The organism is Paraburkholderia sp. RL18-101-BIB-B, assembly GCF_046026985.1.
Taxonomy (GTDB): Bacteria; Pseudomonadota; Gammaproteobacteria; order Burkholderiales; family Burkholderiaceae; genus Paraburkholderia.
The window spans coordinates 15,916-33,142 of the sequence record NZ_JARESV010000054.1 but is presented as its reverse complement, the minus strand read 5'-3'; the positions used below and the strand labels follow the sequence as shown (position 1 = coordinate 33,142).

Annotated in this window: 13 protein-coding genes; 9 read left to right on the top strand and 4 right to left on the bottom strand. The window is 57.1% G+C overall.

The window, feature by feature from the left end:
* Positions 1 to 5: 5 nt before the first annotated feature.
* The 5 genes from P0D73_RS39440 (at position 6) to P0D73_RS39420 (ending at position 7,764) form a co-directional block, all read left to right on the top strand.
* Positions 6 to 1,883, top strand: coding sequence for an ABC transporter permease (locus tag P0D73_RS39440; RefSeq protein ID WP_408435432.1), 1,878 nt, complete (start codon positions 6 to 8; stop codon positions 1,881 to 1,883).
* On the top strand, positions 1,859 to 2,380 hold the full coding sequence (locus P0D73_RS39435) for a (2Fe-2S)-binding protein (RefSeq protein WP_408435430.1): 522 nt from the start codon (positions 1,859 to 1,861) through the stop codon (positions 2,378 to 2,380). The genes P0D73_RS39440 and P0D73_RS39435 overlap by 25 nt, the downstream gene beginning before the upstream one ends.
* Entirely contained in the window at positions 2,377 to 5,958 is a 3,582-nt protein-coding gene (locus P0D73_RS39430) for a molybdopterin cofactor-binding domain-containing protein (RefSeq protein WP_408435428.1), read from the top strand. The genes P0D73_RS39435 and P0D73_RS39430 overlap by 4 nt, the downstream gene beginning before the upstream one ends.
* Before the next feature lie 301 nt (positions 5,959 to 6,259).
* Positions 6,260 to 7,015, top strand: a complete 756-nt coding sequence (locus P0D73_RS39425) for an ABC transporter ATP-binding protein (protein WP_408435426.1) — start codon at positions 6,260 to 6,262, stop codon at positions 7,013 to 7,015.
* Positions 7,016 to 7,080: 65 nt separating this feature from the next.
* A complete protein-coding gene (locus tag P0D73_RS39420; protein ID WP_408435424.1) occupies positions 7,081 to 7,764 on the top strand; it encodes an ABC transporter ATP-binding protein in 684 nt (227 codons plus the stop codon).
* Positions 7,765 to 8,181: 417 nt separating this feature from the next.
* On the opposite strand, the gene P0D73_RS39415 is transcribed toward P0D73_RS39420, so the two are convergent.
* The 4 genes from P0D73_RS39415 to P0D73_RS39400 all read right to left on the bottom strand — a co-directional run bounded on the left by P0D73_RS39415 (position 8,182) and on the right by P0D73_RS39400 (position 12,345).
* Positions 8,182 to 8,460 carry a transposase gene (locus P0D73_RS39415; RefSeq protein WP_408435422.1) on the bottom strand — a complete coding sequence of 93 codons (279 nt, stop codon included), beginning with the start codon at positions 8,458 to 8,460 and terminating at the stop codon, positions 8,182 to 8,184.
* A gap of 348 nt (positions 8,461 to 8,808) precedes the next feature.
* The gene (locus tag P0D73_RS39410) at positions 8,809 to 9,552 is read right to left on the bottom strand and encodes a nicotinamidase (RefSeq protein WP_408435420.1); all 744 of its coding nucleotides are present in this window, start codon (positions 9,550 to 9,552) and stop codon (positions 8,809 to 8,811) included.
* An 82-nt stretch (positions 9,553 to 9,634) separates the two neighbouring features.
* Positions 9,635 to 10,759 carry a porin gene (locus P0D73_RS39405; RefSeq protein WP_408435418.1) on the bottom strand — a complete coding sequence of 375 codons (1,125 nt, stop codon included), beginning with the start codon at positions 10,757 to 10,759 and terminating at the stop codon, positions 9,635 to 9,637.
* A 779-nt stretch (positions 10,760 to 11,538) separates the two neighbouring features.
* Positions 11,539 to 12,345, bottom strand: a complete 807-nt coding sequence (locus P0D73_RS39400) for an alpha/beta fold hydrolase (protein WP_408435416.1) — start codon at positions 12,343 to 12,345, stop codon at positions 11,539 to 11,541.
* A gap of 699 nt (positions 12,346 to 13,044) precedes the next feature.
* Here P0D73_RS39400 and P0D73_RS39395 point away from each other — a divergent pair.
* The 4 genes from P0D73_RS39395 to P0D73_RS39380 all read left to right on the top strand — a co-directional run bounded on the left by P0D73_RS39395 (position 13,045) and on the right by P0D73_RS39380 (position 17,185).
* On the top strand, positions 13,045 to 14,229 hold the full coding sequence (locus P0D73_RS39395; protein WP_408435414.1) for an FAD-dependent monooxygenase: 1,185 nt from the start codon (positions 13,045 to 13,047) through the stop codon (positions 14,227 to 14,229).
* The gene (locus tag P0D73_RS39390) at positions 14,226 to 14,855 is read left to right on the top strand and encodes an isochorismatase family protein (protein WP_408435412.1); all 630 of its coding nucleotides are present in this window, start codon (positions 14,226 to 14,228) and stop codon (positions 14,853 to 14,855) included. Before P0D73_RS39395 ends, P0D73_RS39390 begins: the two co-directional genes overlap by 4 nt.
* A 14-nt stretch (positions 14,856 to 14,869) precedes the next feature.
* Positions 14,870 to 15,922: a 2,5-dihydroxypyridine 5,6-dioxygenase NicX family protein gene (locus tag P0D73_RS39385; protein WP_408435410.1), complete on the top strand. Its 1,053-nt coding sequence runs from the start codon at positions 14,870 to 14,872 to the stop codon at positions 15,920 to 15,922.
* 165 nt (positions 15,923 to 16,087) lie between these two features.
* Positions 16,088 to 17,185, top strand: coding sequence for a porin (locus P0D73_RS39380; protein WP_408435408.1), 1,098 nt, complete (start codon positions 16,088 to 16,090; stop codon positions 17,183 to 17,185).
* Positions 17,186 to 17,227 lie beyond the last annotated feature (42 nt).

Sequence of the window (17,227 nt, the reverse complement as noted above, 5' to 3'; positions counted from 1 at the left end):
GTGCAATGGCAAGCTTTTCTTTAGCCGGGATGTTCATTGTTTTGCTTAACGGTCTCGTCGCGGCGTCAATGTTGTTCATTGTTGCTGCCGGAGTATCCATCATTTTCGGCGTGTCGCGCGTCGCCAACTTTGCGCACGGGTCGTTTTACATGATCGGTGCCTACGTTGCGTACTCCATTTACTCGGCTCTTCCGACAACGCTGTGGGCGTTCGTACTCAGCGTGGTCGGAGCTGGGCTCGCGATTGGCGCACTCGGAGTGTTGGTTGAGATTCTCGTTCTGCGGCGCATCTATCAGGCGCCAGAACTTTTGCAGCTGGTCGCAACATTCGCACTCGTTCTTATCGCTCAGGATGCGGTGCAAAAGGTGTGGGGACCAGAGGATCTCATCGGCCCGCGCGTCCCTTATCTGAAAGGCGCACTCAATATTTTTGGCCGGAATTTTCCGGAATACAACCTGCTCCTCATTATCGTTGCTCCGCTGCTTCTGGGTGGGCTGTGGCTGCTCTTTAACTACACGCGTTGGGGAACCCTGATGAGAGCGGCGTCCCAAGACCGAGAGATGGTTGAAGCGCTTGGCGTCGACCAGAAATGGCTGTTCACATCAGTGTTCTTTCTCGGTTCGATCCTGGCGGGACTCGCAGGAGGGCTTCAGGTGCCGCGTGAGGGCGCGAACCTGGGAATGGACCTGAATACGATTATCGAGGCTTTCGTGGTCGTCGTCATCGGGGGGATGGGCAGTCTCATGGGTTGCTTTCTTGCGTCGGTGATTGTCGGCGTATTCTTGTCCTTTGGGGCGATCTTTCTTCCGAAGGCAGCGATTGTGCTCGTATTCGTGATCATGGCGATTACGCTTGCGGTGAGACCGAACGGATTGCTTGGTAAGCCAGCCTTTGCCGTGCGCGCGGCTGGAACCACGGCGGAGTGGGTGCTCAGGCCGTTCAGTCGTCACCAGTGCTATGTCGCGGCCGTGGTTGCCTTGGCGCTGGTCCTGCTGCCATTGTTCCTGAGCGAGTTCGGTGTCGTGGTCGCAACGGAAATACTCATCTTTGCGCTTTTTGGGTGCAGCCTTTATTTCCTGATTGGACCGAGCGGTATGCCGTCCTTCGGACACGCCGCATATTTTGCTATCGGTGCCTATACGGTCGCGTTGATGGACAGATCCATCGGTACCGGGATATTTTTTAATCTGCTCTGCGCCCCGGTGGCGGCGGTCGCAGCAGCCCTGATCTTTGGCTGGTTCTGCGTGCGATTGTCCGGCGTCTACCTGGCCATGCTCACACTGGCATTTGCGCAGATTGTATGGTCGATTGTCTATTCGTGGAATGACTTAACGGGTGGGGAAAATGGTCTGGTGGGTATTCACATGACGCGATGGCTATCGTCCACTGTTGACTTTTATTACCTCGCGTTAGTCGTGACGGCAGTTGGTGCGCTGGCGATTCAATGGATTATTTTTTCGCCCTTCGGTTATGGGCTGCGGGCTGGCCGCGACGCTCCAGTACGAAGCGCTGCAATCGGCATTGACGTGCGCATGCAGCAGTGGCTAGGTCTCGCCGTCTCCGCAGCATTCGCGGGACTGGCAGGCGGACTGATGGCCTATCTGAAGCGTGGTGTCTATCCCGAAGTTGCAAGTGTGACGACATCGATCGACGCAATCCTTATGACTCTTGTGGGGGGAATGCAATCGATCGTCGGGCCGATTGTTGGCGCGGCAATCTATCACGGCCTCAAGACGTGGATCCAACTCTCGACGGAAGCGTGGCGAGCGGTCACTGGTGTTGTGATTCTGCTTCTCGTGATGCTGCTTCCAAAGGGGATTGCGGGATTGTTTGAAGCATGTGCGCCGGCCATCGCGAGATGTCGGAGGTATCGGTCATCTTGAAGCACGCTACGTCTTTGATTGTCACTGTGAGCGTGAACGGCACGAAGCACGTGATCGACGTGCCAGGTGAGGTGCCTCTGCTCTACATCCTTCGTAACGATCTAGGACTTAACGGTCCGAAATTCGGGTGTGGGCTCGGGCAGTGTGGCGCATGCGCGGTGCTGGTCGACGGCGTTGCGAAGCGCTCTTGTGTCATACCTGTATGTGGTGTTGACGGTCGAACAGTTACGACACTTGAGGGCCTTGGCACCCGGGACAATCTTCATTTCGTGCAGCAGGCTTTCGTTGACACGCAGGCGGCACAATGTGGCTACTGTCTCAATGGAATGGTCATCGCAACGGTGGGGCTGCTTAGCCGCAATCCGGCACCTACCCACGCGCAGATTTGCGACGCGTTGAACAATCACCTTTGCCGGTGCGGGACCCATGTGGAAATACTTGATGCTGTAAAGGCGGCAGTTGCTCACGGCGCAAAGGATAGAAAGGTGCAGGAATGAGTCAGCGGTCCGAGGTCCCCGTGACGAGAGCAGACTTCCGCCGCGCGGAAGGTGTTCTGCTCGTTATGCGACAGCCCGTGGCGCCTCCGCCTCCGCCCAAGGGTTCTACCTTGCTGTTTCGCGGACCAAACCTTGAAGAAGGCCCGGAAATACTTCTGGCTGTATGGGACGACGGCAGCGTCACGTGTTTGTCGAGCCATGTCGACCTCGGTACGGGCATCAAGACATCGCTCGCGCAAATTGTGGCTGACGAACTGGACGTTTCCTTTGACAGCGTCACGATGGTTCTGGGTAACACGGCCTCCGTCCCGGACCAGGGCCCTACCGTCGCGAGTTCGACCATTCAAGTGACTGCTGTCCCGCTTAGGCATGCGGCTGCGCAGGCGCGTGCATGGCTTTTGGCGGAGGCTGCTCGACGGCTGGATGTTTCGGCGTCAGAGCTTGAGGTTACCGACGGGATAGTTTCGGTCGGTCACGCATCGCAGCAAGCGATTTCGTTCGGTGACTTGCTTCGTGAACAGCATGTGGAGCTCGTGCTTTCCGCCGATGTGAAGATAAAGCGGCCGGACGAACACAAGCTTGTCGGTACGAGCATCCCGCGTGTCGATATCCCGGCCAAGGTGACAGGGGAAACGGTCTTCGTGCACGACATGCGGGTTCCTGGGATGCTTCACGGACGCGTGGTTCGGCCACCATACTCCGGTGTGGATTCAGGTGAGTTCGTCGGTAACTCTCTCGAATCGGTTGATCAAGCGTCCATTGCGCACATTCCCGGGGTTGTAGCAGTCGTCGTGCTTCGGGATTTTGTGGGTGTTGTTGCTGAGCGCGAGGAAAACGCGCAGCTGGCGATGCGAGAGCTAAAGGTGAACTGGAAGCCGTGGCCTGGTATGCCTGACCTTTCCGACATGGAGCGGGCGATAAGCGCCAATCCCAGTACGAAGCGTGTGCTGCTTGACAAAGGTGACGTTGATGCTGCACTTGTGCAAGCCGGGCAACGGCTGAAGCGAACGTATCTCTGGCCGTACCAGATGCATGGATCTATCGGTCCGTCGTGTGCGGTGGCCGACTGGCGAGGAACATCGCTCACGGTGTGGTCCGGGACGCAGAACCCCCACCTGTTGCGCGCAGACCTGTCTCTTCTAGTCGGATTGGCGGAGGTCGCGATCGATGTGATCAGGATGGAGGCGTCGGGGTGCTATGGACGAAACTGCGCTGATGACGTGGCCGCGGATGCTGCATTACTTTCGCGCGCGGTAGGGCGGCCGGTAAGAGTGCAGTTGACGCGGGAACAGGAGCACCTCTGGGAGCCGAAAGGGGCTGCTCAACTCATGGAAGTCGATGGCGGCCTCACCGCCGATGGTGAAGTTGCCGCTTACGACTATCAGACCTCTTACCCATCGAACATGGCCCCGACGCTTGCTCTGCTCCTGACGGGGGTGACCAAGCCCGAATCCCAGGCTGTGCCGTTGGGCGACCGGACGGCAATTCCTCCATACGATTACTCAAACATGCGGGTTGCTGTAAATGACATGCCGGCAATCCTTCGCGCTGCGTGGTTGAGGGGCGTTTCAGCGCTCCCAAGTTCCTTTGCGCACGAGTCCTACATCGACGAGCTCGCCACAGCGGCCGGCGTCGATCCAGTCGAATTTCGCCTGCGCTATCTAAACGACGAACGCGCCGTTGACCTTGTAAAAGCGACTGCAGAGCGGGCCGGATGGATGCCGCACACCCGACCGCAACAGCAGGCGTCAGATGGCGATTTTCTGCGCGGCAGAGGTTTTGCATATGCGCGTTATATCCACAGCACTTTTCCAGGCTTTGGTGCTGCCTGGGCAGCGTGGGTTGCGGATGTTGAAGTCAATCGCCGGACTGGAGAGGTACACGTGCGGCGAGTCGTGGTAGGCCACGACGCAGGCATGATGATTAACCCGGCCGGCGTGCAGCATCAGATCCACGGAAATGTCGTTCAGGTGACCAGTAGGACTCTCCTGGAGAGGGTGGAAATCGAGCCCAAGACGAACGTCGTTGCCAGCAAGGAATGGGGTTCGTATCCAATCCTGAGCTTTCGTGACGTCCCAGTGATTGAAGTCATGATGATGCCTCGTCAGACTGAGCCTCCTCTCGGAGCCGGCGAGTCAGCGTCTGTACCTGGAACTGCTGCGATTGCCAACGCCATTTTCGACGCGACCGGTGTGCGTTTCAGAAAGCCTCCGTTCACTCCGGAGACTGTACTGCCGGAGCTGTTACCGAAGGACCAGCGCGCTGCGGCACCACCGAAAATCCGTAAGAGCTTTCCCGCTATGGTCGGTGCGCTGTTGCTCGGCGCGACCGGTATCGTGTCTTCGCTTGTAGGCATGCGTTCGACCATTGCGCCGGTGACAACCAACCCGTCAGAGCTTTTCAGCCCAGCGACCATCGAGCGCGGGCGACTGCTGGCCGCCGTCGGAAACTGCGTTGGATGTCACACAGCGAAGGGCGGCATTCCAAACGCCGGTGGCCGTTCAATGGACACGCCTTTCGGAACAATCTATTCGACCAATCTGACCCCAGACGTGCAGACAGGCATTGGTGGTTGGTCGCTAGAAGCATTTCAGAGGGCAATGCGCGAAGGTGTGTCGCGCGACGGGCATCTGCTTTATCCAGCTTTTCCTTACACGGCATTTACAAAATTGACCGACGACGACCTGACGTCTCTCTACGCGTATCTCATGGCGCAGACGCCGGTCAAAAATCAGCCACCGCAAACTTCGCTGGCCTTTCCGTACAGCGTCAGGCCACTGCTCGCTGCCTGGAATGCGCTGTATCTCAAACCAGGCCCAGAGCAGGCAGATCGCTCCCGCTCCGCGCAATGGAACCGTGGAGCATATCTGGTGAATGGCCCGGGCCACTGCGGCGCGTGCCATACGCCCCGAAACGCATTGGGCGCCGAGAAAGCGGGCTTCGCCTACCTGTCTGGCGCGGTGACGGGCGGCTGGGAAGCTCCTGGACTGATCGGCAAGGCCGCCGCGCTGCCTTGGAGCGAGAACCATTTCTACGACTACCTTCGTTCGGGCTTCAGCTCGGCGCACGGGAGCGCGTCAGGTCCAATGGCTTCAGTTGTGAGTGAACTTGGTGTCTTGCCTGACCCAGACGTTCGGGCGATGGCCCATTACCTGGCTTCGTTCAACCCCTCTTTGACGACTGAACAGGCGGAAGCACACACCAAAACGCTGGTCGCGCGCACCCGCGAAGAAGGGCAACTGCTGCGAGGCAGCGCTCAACGAATGTTCAATTCTGCATGTGGCGCATGCCACAACGACGGCCCCGGGCCCGCGGGCAATGCGCTAAATCTGCCACTTGCGCTGAACAGCAATCTCCACAGTTCCGCACCGGACAATCTGATTCGCATCATCCTTGACGGCATAAACCAGCCTCCTTCACGTCAGACCGGCTACATGCCCGCATTCAGAGAAAGTTTGAGCGACCAGCAGATTGCGGAACTCGCCGGCTACATGAGGAAACGGTTTGCGCCTGACAGGTCAGCATGGTCCGACCTTACGCAAGCTGTTACCCGAGTCCGCCAGATGCCAGAACACTGAGCATGTCAGATCGACCGCGCATGTGATGCTCAGACTGAGCCGTGCCTCAATCGCCGGCTGAGATGCAGCGCCGATCCGGGTGGGGTTGCTCGGGTACGACGTGTTAAACACGCCGTTGCTGGGCCCGAACGGCCTTGCAGTTCGACCCGGTGGAAAGGACAGCGGAGTTAGTAGCGGGCGATGCATGTATCAAAACTCCATGCATCCGTTAGTCAACCAGCCCGTCGTCTGCAATTGTCCGGTCGCCGGCACCCCGAAGGTGAGCCGGCGACGGGGCACAGTTTTTCTAAGGAAAGGATCTATGAATGTCCTGACTGTTCGTGGAGTGCAGAAAAGCTTCGGGGGTGTCCGCGCCGTAAAGGATGTCAGCTTCGACATCGGGCCTCGTGAGCTTCTCGCGTTGATTGGGCCAAACGGCGCAGGCAAAACGACATGCTTTAACCTGTTGAACGGACAATTGCGAGCGGATGCAGGTACGGTCATGCTCGGCGAAGAAAACATAACGGGCCTCACACCAAAAAAAATCTGGGAAAAGGGTGTTGGGCGAACATTCCAGATTACGCAGACCTTTTCGTCCATGACCGTCCTGGAGAACGTTCAGACAGCCTTGATTTCATATCAGCGAAAGTTGCTTTCAATGCGTGAAAGAGCGAAGAGGCTGTGCATTGATGAAGCGATGGAGTTGCTTCGGTCAGTTGGTATGCATGCTCACGCCAATCGGTCGTGCGCTGTGCTCGCGTATGGTGACCTCAAGCGGGTCGAACTTGCTGTTGCGCTGGCGAATGATCCAAAACTTCTATTAATGGATGAACCAACCGCAGGCATGGCACCCGGGGAACGGATGGACCTTATGGCACTGACGGCGGAAATCGTTCATTCACGAAATATGTCTGTACTTTTTACGGAACATGACATGGATATCGTATTCAACAAGGCAAGCAACATTATTGTTCTCGACCGAGGGGCCGTGATCGCATATGGGAAACCCAAGGATGTGCGGGACGACGCCAACGTGCGCCGGGTTTATCTCGGTGACGGCTCAGTGTTCGCAAAATGAATAGCAAACATCAATCTCCCGCCCCGCTCAACGGTTCGAATCGAAGTCTGCTTTCTGTTCGAGCCATGAACAGCTTTTACGGGAAGGCGCACATCCTTTTCGACGTTGCGCTGGATCTCGACCGGGGGGAGGTCCTTGCGCTCCTTGGCAGAAATGGGGCCGGGAAGTCGACCACGTTCAAGTCGATAATGGGTCTCGTCAAGCCGTGCTCGAGCCAGATTACTTTTCAGGGGAGCCGCATTGATCATTTTTCGACCAGCCGTATCTGCCGGAATGGAATAGGTTACGTTCCTGAAGATCGAAGAATCTTCACGGAGTTGACAGTACTGGAGAATCTGGAAGTTGGCAGGCAGCCGCGCCGGGCTGGGGTGCCCCACTGGACTCCGGAAAGGCTATTCCAGATATTTCCCAACCTCGGGGAAATGCGCAATCGCAGCGGCGGCAAGATGAGCGGTGGGGAGCAGCAGATGCTCACAATCGCCAGGACTTTGATGGGAAACCCGTCGCTTCTGTTACTGGACGAGCCATCGGAGGGGCTCTCGCCAAAGATTGTAGAGGACATGGCGAAGGCTATCCTCCTCTTGAAACAGGAAGGTCTGGCAATCATGATCTCGGAGCAGAATCTTCACTTCGCCCAGCTTATCGCGGATCAGGCTGTCATCCTGGAAAAAGGCCAGGTTCGCTACGCAGGCTCGATGGACGAGCTGAAGGCCGACGACGTGTTGCAAAGCAATTACCTGAGCGCCTGATCGGCAGGTTCACGAGAAAGCAGGCCCCTCAAGGCTCAATTTAACGATTCTGTTCCTATAAGACGTCCGTTTCGACTACACAGGCATTGTCGGCTCGACGCGTCGCGACATTCGCGGCGCGTGGGGTCTATTTTTCCGGTCCGCCGACAACACCGAAATCAGATCACTTTCTACCGCGTACTCATCGGACACGTGTCCCTGTGTTCCGGCCACGAACGCCTGATGCGAGCGCTGCGCTGGGTCGGGCCGCGTCCGGGGGACTCGTTGCCTGTGGAGCGTCCGGCATGGCTTGCACATTGGCCGTGGCGATCGGCGCGATCGAGCGACACAAAGGACTAACCGCTGGCCTCATCTACCTGTAGGCGGTCCCTAAGCTTCGTTGCTTCGATCGGGTGTCGCAGTTCTGGCTGAGGCCACCTAGCTTTGATCAATCTCTAACTCATCAAGTATTCTCGACATGAGACCATCGCGTCTCCATTGGAGCCATTTCGTATAGCACGTCTGCGCCGGTGGATAATCAGACGGTAACCGGTGCCATTTCTCCTTGTGAATCACGACCCAAAGGATCGCATTCAATACTTCTCGCGGGTCCCGCGGTGGGCGGCCGAAACGTCGCTTCGAATCCTCAGGCAGGAGATAGCGGACACGCTGCCACGTCTCGTCGGAAATGGGAACGTCTATCACTTTGGCACTCATTGGCTAAACTACAATCTGACCATTTATCTGCTACGCCATGCGGTGTCTACGTGACGCTTGCCGACAAGGCGATGATTTACCACCTACCATTGAACGTCGCCTGGCAAGCAGTACAGGACACACATGCGCTCCGAGGCATCTGCGCGCTGGTCGGCGCGATGCTTACAAAGCACGGGCTGCCTACTTGGCGGTTCGCCCGGGTGCATCATCCGTATCATGCGTCGTGACGACGCCCGTCTGTCTCGAAAATCCTGGGAGACGGCGTTGAATCAAATGATCGGGCGCGGTTTGCAGCTGCGCTGCGACGCCATCTTCACAGGGCGTCGCATTAACCGATTTTGAGGTTGGTCAGGCTGGAAGCACGGCGCTGGATTGAATGCGGCGGACGCCTTTTTTCGTCATCGCATCCCAGGCTTTTTCGAGTGAGCCGTTGATGTCGACGCCTCGCGATGCGTCTTCGATGACGTAGGTCGTGAAACCGGCGTTGCGTGCATCCATGGCCGTCCCCGCCACACAGAAGTCGGTCGCCACTCCCGTGCAAAAGACTTTGCTGATACCGCGTTGCTTCAGGTAACCGGCCAGACCCGTCTTGGTTTCGTGATCAGCTTCCTCGAACACAGAATAGCTGTCGATGTTCTTGTGGTATCCCTTGCGGATGATCAGTTGTGCCGTGGCGAGTTCGAGCTTATTACTTAGCTCTGCGCCGCGCGAACCCTGCACACAATGGTCGGGCCACAGCATTTGCTCTCCATATGGTAGCGTGATCGTCCGATACGGTTTACTCCCGGGATGACTGCTTGCGAACGAGATGTGTCCCGGGGGGTGCCAGTCCTGTGTGATAACGATGTTAGGAAACACCGCACCCAGGCGGTTGATGACAGGAATGATTTCGTCACCACCTTTCGCTGCAGAGAGTGAGCCGCCAGGAAGGAAGTCATTTTGCATGTCGACGACGATCATTACAGAATCGTTGCCTGGTCTGAAAGGTTGCCCGGTTGCTGCCTTGCCTGCAGCGCTCGCGACGCCGAGCCTACCTGTCACGGTGGCTGCGGCAGCGAATTTTAAGAGCGTCCGACGGTCTTGCTTGTACATGATGACCTCATTGTATTGAAGCAATATGATTGGTATAACGAAATAAAACACTTCGATCTTGATTAGAAGAGAAGTGTCGCAATCAGAAGCGATGACGTATGCCGAGCATCACTAGTTCCTGGGTATTTGTTCCCGCAGCGGCGTACGAATCAGCGATGACGGCTTGGGCGCTGCCGATGCCGTTCTTCCCTGACGCATGGCCGTATGACGCGGACGCGTAGACATCGGTTCGCTTGGAGAGGTAATAATCGGCCGCCACCGTGACCTGCTGATACGTTGCAGAGGAATTTCCATGAGACTTCAGATAGTCGTAGCCCGTCTGGAGGAGCGTCGCAGGGTTCACCTGCCAGACTGCATAAACCGATCCGTTGTTATAGCGCTCCGCACCCGAGAACTTCGAGTTCGCATCGGAAAGGTATTCGGCGTAGCTATAGTAGCCGCCGAGGGTGACTGGTCCGAGCGTGTAGCTGAGACCAGCTCGGCCAATATTGATAGAACTTGCCGACGCATAAGCCTCGTTGACGGGGGAGAAGAAAAGGCTCCCCGCGGTAGTTGCGCCTCGCGACGAAGTTGTGGCGTTTCCGTTATCGATGTGCAGATAGCCGGCGGCCACCTTGAGCGGTCCATGAGTGTAAAGAGCCGCTGCCGTGTACGATTGACCGGATCCCGTGCTTCCCGCAACCCCTCCAAATGCGTACGTGACCTCCGCCTGGAATCCCGCCATCACAGGGCTGGCCCATTTGATGGCGTTATTGATGCGTACCGAAGCATCGGCGTTATCGACATCGCCGGGAGTGGTGAAATAGTAGCCGTAGGCGTTCGGCTGCACCTCGTAGGTCAGGTCTTCGACGGCATCATACTGCCGTCCGACCGTGACAGTCCCAAACAGGTCTGATTTCAGACCCACGAACGCCTGTCGTCCGAATTCGCTCCCCGTCAGTGCTCCGGAGTTGACATCAAACCCGCTTTCGAGTGTAAAGACGGCGGACAGGCCACCGCCCAGATCTTCGTTGCCTTTCAAGCCCCAGTGGCTGACAGAGTACTGTCCCGATTGCAACCCGACCTGATTGCTCTTGCCATCCGTGTTGTGAACGTATTGAAGGGAGTCGTCGATGATACCGTAGAGAGTTATGGAGCTTTGGGCGGAGGCATCATATGTAGTGCTAAGCAAACACGCCGATAAAATAATCTTGCAGGAATGTCTCACGTGCGTTCTCGTTTTTGTGGGTTGCAAGGGTTGATGGAAAAAACTGAGTGGATGTAACGCGGAATCTCCTGCGGCTGCCGGACGAACGATGGCTAATCCACTTCTCTTTGCGATGTTGAGTCGCTGTACTGCCTTTCACGCGCCCGTTGACTGCCGCTTTTGCAAGCGCTCCTTTGCCGGAAGATCGGCACGCGTAGACTAAACGAAACGTCTCCCCCGAACCCGTCCATGGAACTTCAAGTATTTGCTTCAATGCCGGCGTTCTATGGATCGGGAAGGGCGCTACCTAAAGATCACGCCAAGGGCCGAATCCGGCAAGAACTTACAACGCAGCGGGAGCAGATGCTTGGCATGCAAGGGTTGCCTGAACCCATCTTAGAGGAAATAAAGTCCGTATGCAAAGTATGTCAAAAATGATTTCGAACAGGATTTCCCCCTATGTGCTTGCAGGAGGCGGGAAATCTCGGGTATTTCTGCAAAGAGACTCAAGCGGCAGTCGCTGAGAATCGATAGTACTCAGTACGCGTGGTAATTTGCTAATCTGCAAGGTGGCCGGGATGCAAGCTCGGCAGAACGATTGTCGGGGGCCGCTGTGGTTGGCCGAAGCCGGACCTGTCTGGCTAACCCCCATCCCGGTAGCCTGGCTTTGGACGTCGGCGCAAGAGGATGCGGTTCAAGGTCGAGGCGCTGCCAGCGGCTGCGTGTCTCGCTTTCAGTCGGCCGCAGAGGTGGTGTGCCTCTGTGGCTACTTAAACGATATGGCAGGTCAGAACGCGGATCTACGGGAGTCGGCCCGTCTGGATGAACGCGGCAGCGGTCTCGTGAAACGCGTCGGGGTTGTCCCACGGAATCATGTGCCCGGCGTTCTCCACTTTACATAGATGACCACGCTGCAATCTGCCAACGAAGTCCGCGGCTTCACCGTCTCGCACGGTGTCGCCGTGTTCCGCATACATGAGCAGAGTCTCTGACTCGATCCTAGGCAGACTCGAAAAGATGTCTTCGTCGTTAAATGAGTTGTAGGAGTCAGTTACTGCCTTGCGGTCGCAAGTTGGCAACCATTGCATTCTGAGATTAAGCTGGTCTTCCGGCCAGTTTAGTGACGCGCGCATCTCCTCGAAGCCCTCGCCGCGAGACACCTTTTCCATTGACGAGAGATACCAGTCGAGCGGGGCCGGGTAGGGCCTCCGGCCCGGGCCAGTCATGGGTGGATCAGCAAGCACGAGTCGACCACAACTGCCGGGTGCCATGGCCGCAAACCTCGTAGCGATTCGCGCGCCCATCGAATGTCCGAGCACTGCAGGCCTTTCAAGCTTTAACGCTCGCACAAGCCCCAACGTGTCACTCGCGTAATCGTTGAGTTGGTAACTCATTGCCGGGGTTGCCTGCGACAGGCCACGGCCACGATTGTCGATCAGAATCACGTGGAAGTTCTGCGCGAGTCTGTGTCCGACAAACTCCCATGTGGCGGCCGGCATCGTGATGCCGGGGAGAACGATAAGTGCCGGCGCATCGCGCGGGAACTCGAGATAGTGCAATCGAATGCCATTTACGAAGACGTGGCGCCCCCGAACCGTAGAACTCATCCTGCTCTCCTGGAATTGGAACTCACGCGCCGGGCGATGCGTGCGATGTCCGCCTCGACCGAGCACCAATCCTTTCGCAAACCACCCGCGCAGTCTCATTGTATGTATAAATATAGATTGTGTACAAAGTATTATTTGCCTCGTGCCAACGTTTCAGTGCGATCCGGACCGCCCGCCCGGCGGGAAAACGCGAGCCGAGACCGTGCGCCGGGTGCCGCAACCGATTTCCCCGTCGTAAATGGCCTCGTGAAACCTCGGACTGAGGCTGAAACTTTCTGCGCAAAGCGCTCGCGCTGAATGAGTTGAAATATGAATGTGAACTCGGGTGAAGTTGGGGTGTGCCCAGCGCCCACCGCGGCAAGGCGGTCTGCTTTTTCTGGAATACAGGCGCCACTCTCTTTGTGCACCTGGTTCACCAGTGTCCGCGGACCTGCCACAACGGTTCGTGCGGACGCCCGCCCGACCAGGGATGAAAATCGTGCCCGAGCCCTCAGTCCTGCCACTCTTTGACTAAATCGCATGTGTACTGACAAAACGGTGCCGTCGCGGGCCCGGAATCACAAAAAATAACGCATTTTGATAGGGTTATCCATGACTCACGAGGCGGCGCCGAATGAAAATAGTCCGTGTACAATGTTTCTACGGTTGATGCAGCCACGTCGATGCCCGCTGCCACTACAGGAAAAGCACAGAGGAAATATGAATAGTCGATCAAAGCCGAGAATTGCAGTAGTTGGAGGTGGGCTCGGAGGACTGGCGGCCGCCGCGTTGATGCAGCAGGCGGAATTCGAGGTCACGGTCTTCGAACAGGCGCCGGCGCTCGCGCGTATTGGTGCCGGCATCAATCTTAGTCCGAACGTTACGCGGATTCTCAGGGCCATCGGCATCGACGAGAAGTTGCGGGGCACAGCGGTCCAGCCGCGGTCCTTTATCAGTCGGATGTTCGACACGGGTGAAGAGACCTTTCGACTCGAGATGGGCGACGCAATCGAGGCGAAATACGGTGCGCCGTACTTCACCGTCCATCGCGGCGACTTTCATTCCATCCTCGCTGACGCTGTTCGCCCGGATTCGATCGCAATGAGCAAGCGTCTGGTATCAATTCAGGAGGATGAGCGCGGAGTCGAGCTACATTTTTCGGATGGGGCGCGCCAAGTCTTTGACCTGGTTATCGGCGCAGACGGCGTCAATTCGACAGTCCGGGAGATTCTTCTTGGCCCCGAAGCGCCCCGCTATACGGGCTACCTGGCGCACCGGGCTATCTTCCCGGCCAACGCAGCTCAAGGCCTGGCGCTTGATGACTGTACGAAGTGGTGGTCGCCGGATAGGCACATCATCGTCTACTTCCTGACGGGAGCCAGAGACGAGTTGTATTTCGTTACCGGTGTGCCGTCTGAAAATTGGGACGCCGGCGCGTCATCGCGCGAAGGAAGTATTTCCGCCTTGCGCGAGACGTTCGCGGATTTTGAGCCGCGGGTGCAGAAGATCCTGGATGCATGCACGGACGTAAGTGAGTGGGCGCTTTACGAGCGTAATCCTCTTCCGCTCTGGAGTCGTGGGCGCGTCGCGATGCTGGGTGATGCCTGTCACCCGATGAAGCCCCACATGGGGCAAGGTGCCTGCATGGCCATTGAAGACGCAGCCATGCTGGTGCGTTGCCTCAAGGAAACGGGAGCCGACGAGTACGACGCAGCTTTCTCGCTTTACCGCGAAAACCGCATTGATCGGGCGACAGCGATCCAGCACGAATCGTCTCTGAACCGTTGGCTTCGTCACGACACCAACCCAGATTGGGTCTTCGGTTATGACGTCTTTAATGTTCCTCTTGTCGATCGTGCTCGCGAGGCGACCAGTGACCTTACGAAACGCGTGGGGGCTGTATGAACGACAGCGCAATCTTTCAGACGCAGGGATTCGGGAACCGTGTCGGAATTGGCAGACGGCCCGCAGTCGTTTTCGTTGACATCACAGTCGGCTTCAACGATCCGCGACTCTTCGGTGGCGGCAACATCCCCGGCGCAGTCGACTCGGCGTCTGAACTACTGGTACACGCCCGGAATCTGCATCTCCCGATCGCGCACACGCGGATCATCTACCACGCCGACGGAAGCAATGTTGGCGTCCTGGCGACGAAAGTACCATCGTTGGCCACTCTGACACTTTCAAACCCCGCGTCTGAATTTGTCGGTTCAATGGCGCCCATTGCCGGGGAACTCGAGATTCACAAGACCGAACCCTCGGCTTTCTTTGGCACGGGGTTCGCGGCCTGGCTGGTGAGCCATCGGGTCGACACCCTGATCGTTGCGGGTTGCACCACGTCGGGCTGTGTGCGCGCGACCGTTGTAGACGCTGTCAGTCATAATTTCAGGACCGTTGTGGTCGAAGATTGCTGTGGCGATCGCTCGATCCCCGCGCACGACAACAGCATCTTCGATATGCAGCAGAAGTACGCGGATGTGATGCGTTTGCCCGATGTGCGCCTTGCTCTCGAGGCGGCCCGGCCCGAATAACTCCGGAGAAAAGAATGAACACCATTGATCTCGTAGCGATGTTTCGCGCGCAGCTCGAGTTATCAAAATTCGGGCCCGGCCAGACGCTCGCGATTCTTACAGAAGGTGGAGAGCGTGCGGATTACGCGGAAGCATTTCTGCTCGCGGCGCAGCAACTTGGCGGTCATGCCTATCAGATGAATCTTCCAAAACGACCGGCGTACGGCGGCGTGATGCAGAACTTTGGGCAGACATCGCTTGCTGGTAACCGTCCGGCCATCGAAGCGCTCAAGCGTGCCGACATGGTCGTTGATCTGGTTACGTTGCTGTTCTCGGATGAGCAGAATGAGATCACTGCTGCTGGGGCGCGCATGTTGCTCGTTATCGAGCCGCCCGAAGTCCTCGCGCGCATGTTTCCCACTGAGAGTGTCCGAAAACGCGTGGAACGTGCGACCGAAATGCTCTCGGCTGCAAAGACGCTGAAAATTCGCTCGGATGCCGGGACGGATGTCGTATACCAGCTGGGCCAGTATCCGGTAGTCCCTGAGTACGGCTATACAGACACGCCCGGTCGATGGGATCACTGGCCATCGGGTTTCCTGTTCACGCAAGGCAATGACGCGGGAGTCGACGGCCGCGTGGTTATCAATAGAGGCGACATTCTTTGCGCGTTCCGCCGGTATGTGGAAGAGCCCATCACGCTTGAGATCGAAGCTGGCTACGTGGTTTCGATTGAGGGTCGTGGTCTGGACGCCGCGTTGCTGCGGGACTACATGGCTTCGTTTGACGAAAAAGCTTACGCCATATCGCATATCGGCTGGGGACTTAACGAGTCCGCACAGTGGCATCACATGGCAATTGCCGACCCTCAGAAAGAGATCGGCATGGACGCGTTGGCATTCTATGGGAACGTTCTGTTCTCGACTGGTCCGAACCGGGAGGTTGGCGGGCTGAATGACACGCCTTGCCACGTCGACGTCCCGATGCGGGGATGTTCAATGTGGCTTGACGACGTGCGAATCCTCGCGAATGGAGAAATGGTCCACGAGTCACTCATGCTGAACACCGGTCGTAGTCTGGCTGCATAGGAGCTGGCAAGGCCGGAAGATAGAAGAAAGCGCAAGGAAACACCTGAAGATCTTGGAGCGTTGGGCTTGTTGCTTTCGATAAGTACTACAAAATAAAAAGGTGCCGACGGACTTGTATAAGGTGTTCTTTTCGACAAAGGGGAATTGGTGATGAGTTCAGGGAGTGTGAAGGGTTTTGTCTTGCTTTCAGCGCTGCTGACGGTCGCAACGGCTGCACACGCAGCTTCAGACGTAGCGTTGTTTGGCGTACTTGACGCCGGAGTGGTGTACCGAAGCAATCAGGCAGGCTCCGGGGGCGGGGGCGGTCTGGTCACGCTGGGATCGGGTTTCTGGTCACCGTCGTTTTGGGGTATCAAGGGCGACGAGGACATTGGCGGGGGTACCAAGGTAGTTTTCAGCCTTGTATCGACAATCAACGTTGCGAACGGAGTTGGGGGAAACAATTCCAGGATGTTCGATCGTAATGCGTATGTCGGGGCATCAAACGATCAATACGGGACGGTGACGCTCGGCAGAAACTACACGCCGCTCGCCGAGCTTTTTTGGGCGACCGATCCGCTTCGCGCCAGTAATGCGGCAACGAACATGAACGTCGCCTTCGGCTACCTCGGAATCCCGGGATCGGCAATCGCAACCCACTTCGGAGCGGACGCGACGACGACCGGCAACAGCCTCGATCGCCAAGATAACTCGATCAAGTATGCCTATGCAAATCACGGCGTAACGGCTGAAGCGATGTACGCATTCAGCGGGATTGGCGGAAACTTTCGAGGCAACAGTTCGGCAGGTGGGCAGGTTGGCTACGACGGTGGCGTTGTCACGCTGCGGGGTGCAGCAATGCAATTTCGCGACGCTGCGGGAGTCGATCTTAACGCGTTCGCCGCGGGTGGCGTCGTAAGCCTCGGAACAGTCCAGCTTCGGGCGACATGGACGCAGAACAAAATTAACAGCGGAAGCGTTGGCTACGCCAACCTGAAGACCTCGGTGTATTCGGGCGGTGTGAGCTGGTTTGCGACTCCATTTCTGGATCTGACGTTGGCGTATTACCGCGGACAGCGGACCAGCGATGTATCGCCAAAAAGCATAGCGAACAAGGGCTATTTCGTAACGGAATACTTCCTGTCAAAACGCACTGAATTGATCGGACTTTTCGAGCTTGAACGGTTCAACGCAAATGGAGCCACGCTGGACACTGGCACTCCTCTTAGGGCAGGAGCGAGGTCGGCTTACCAGATTGCGATTGGTATCGATCACAAGTTCTGATTCTTGAATTGTAAATGCGCGGTTGGTGATGGCTAGTCAACT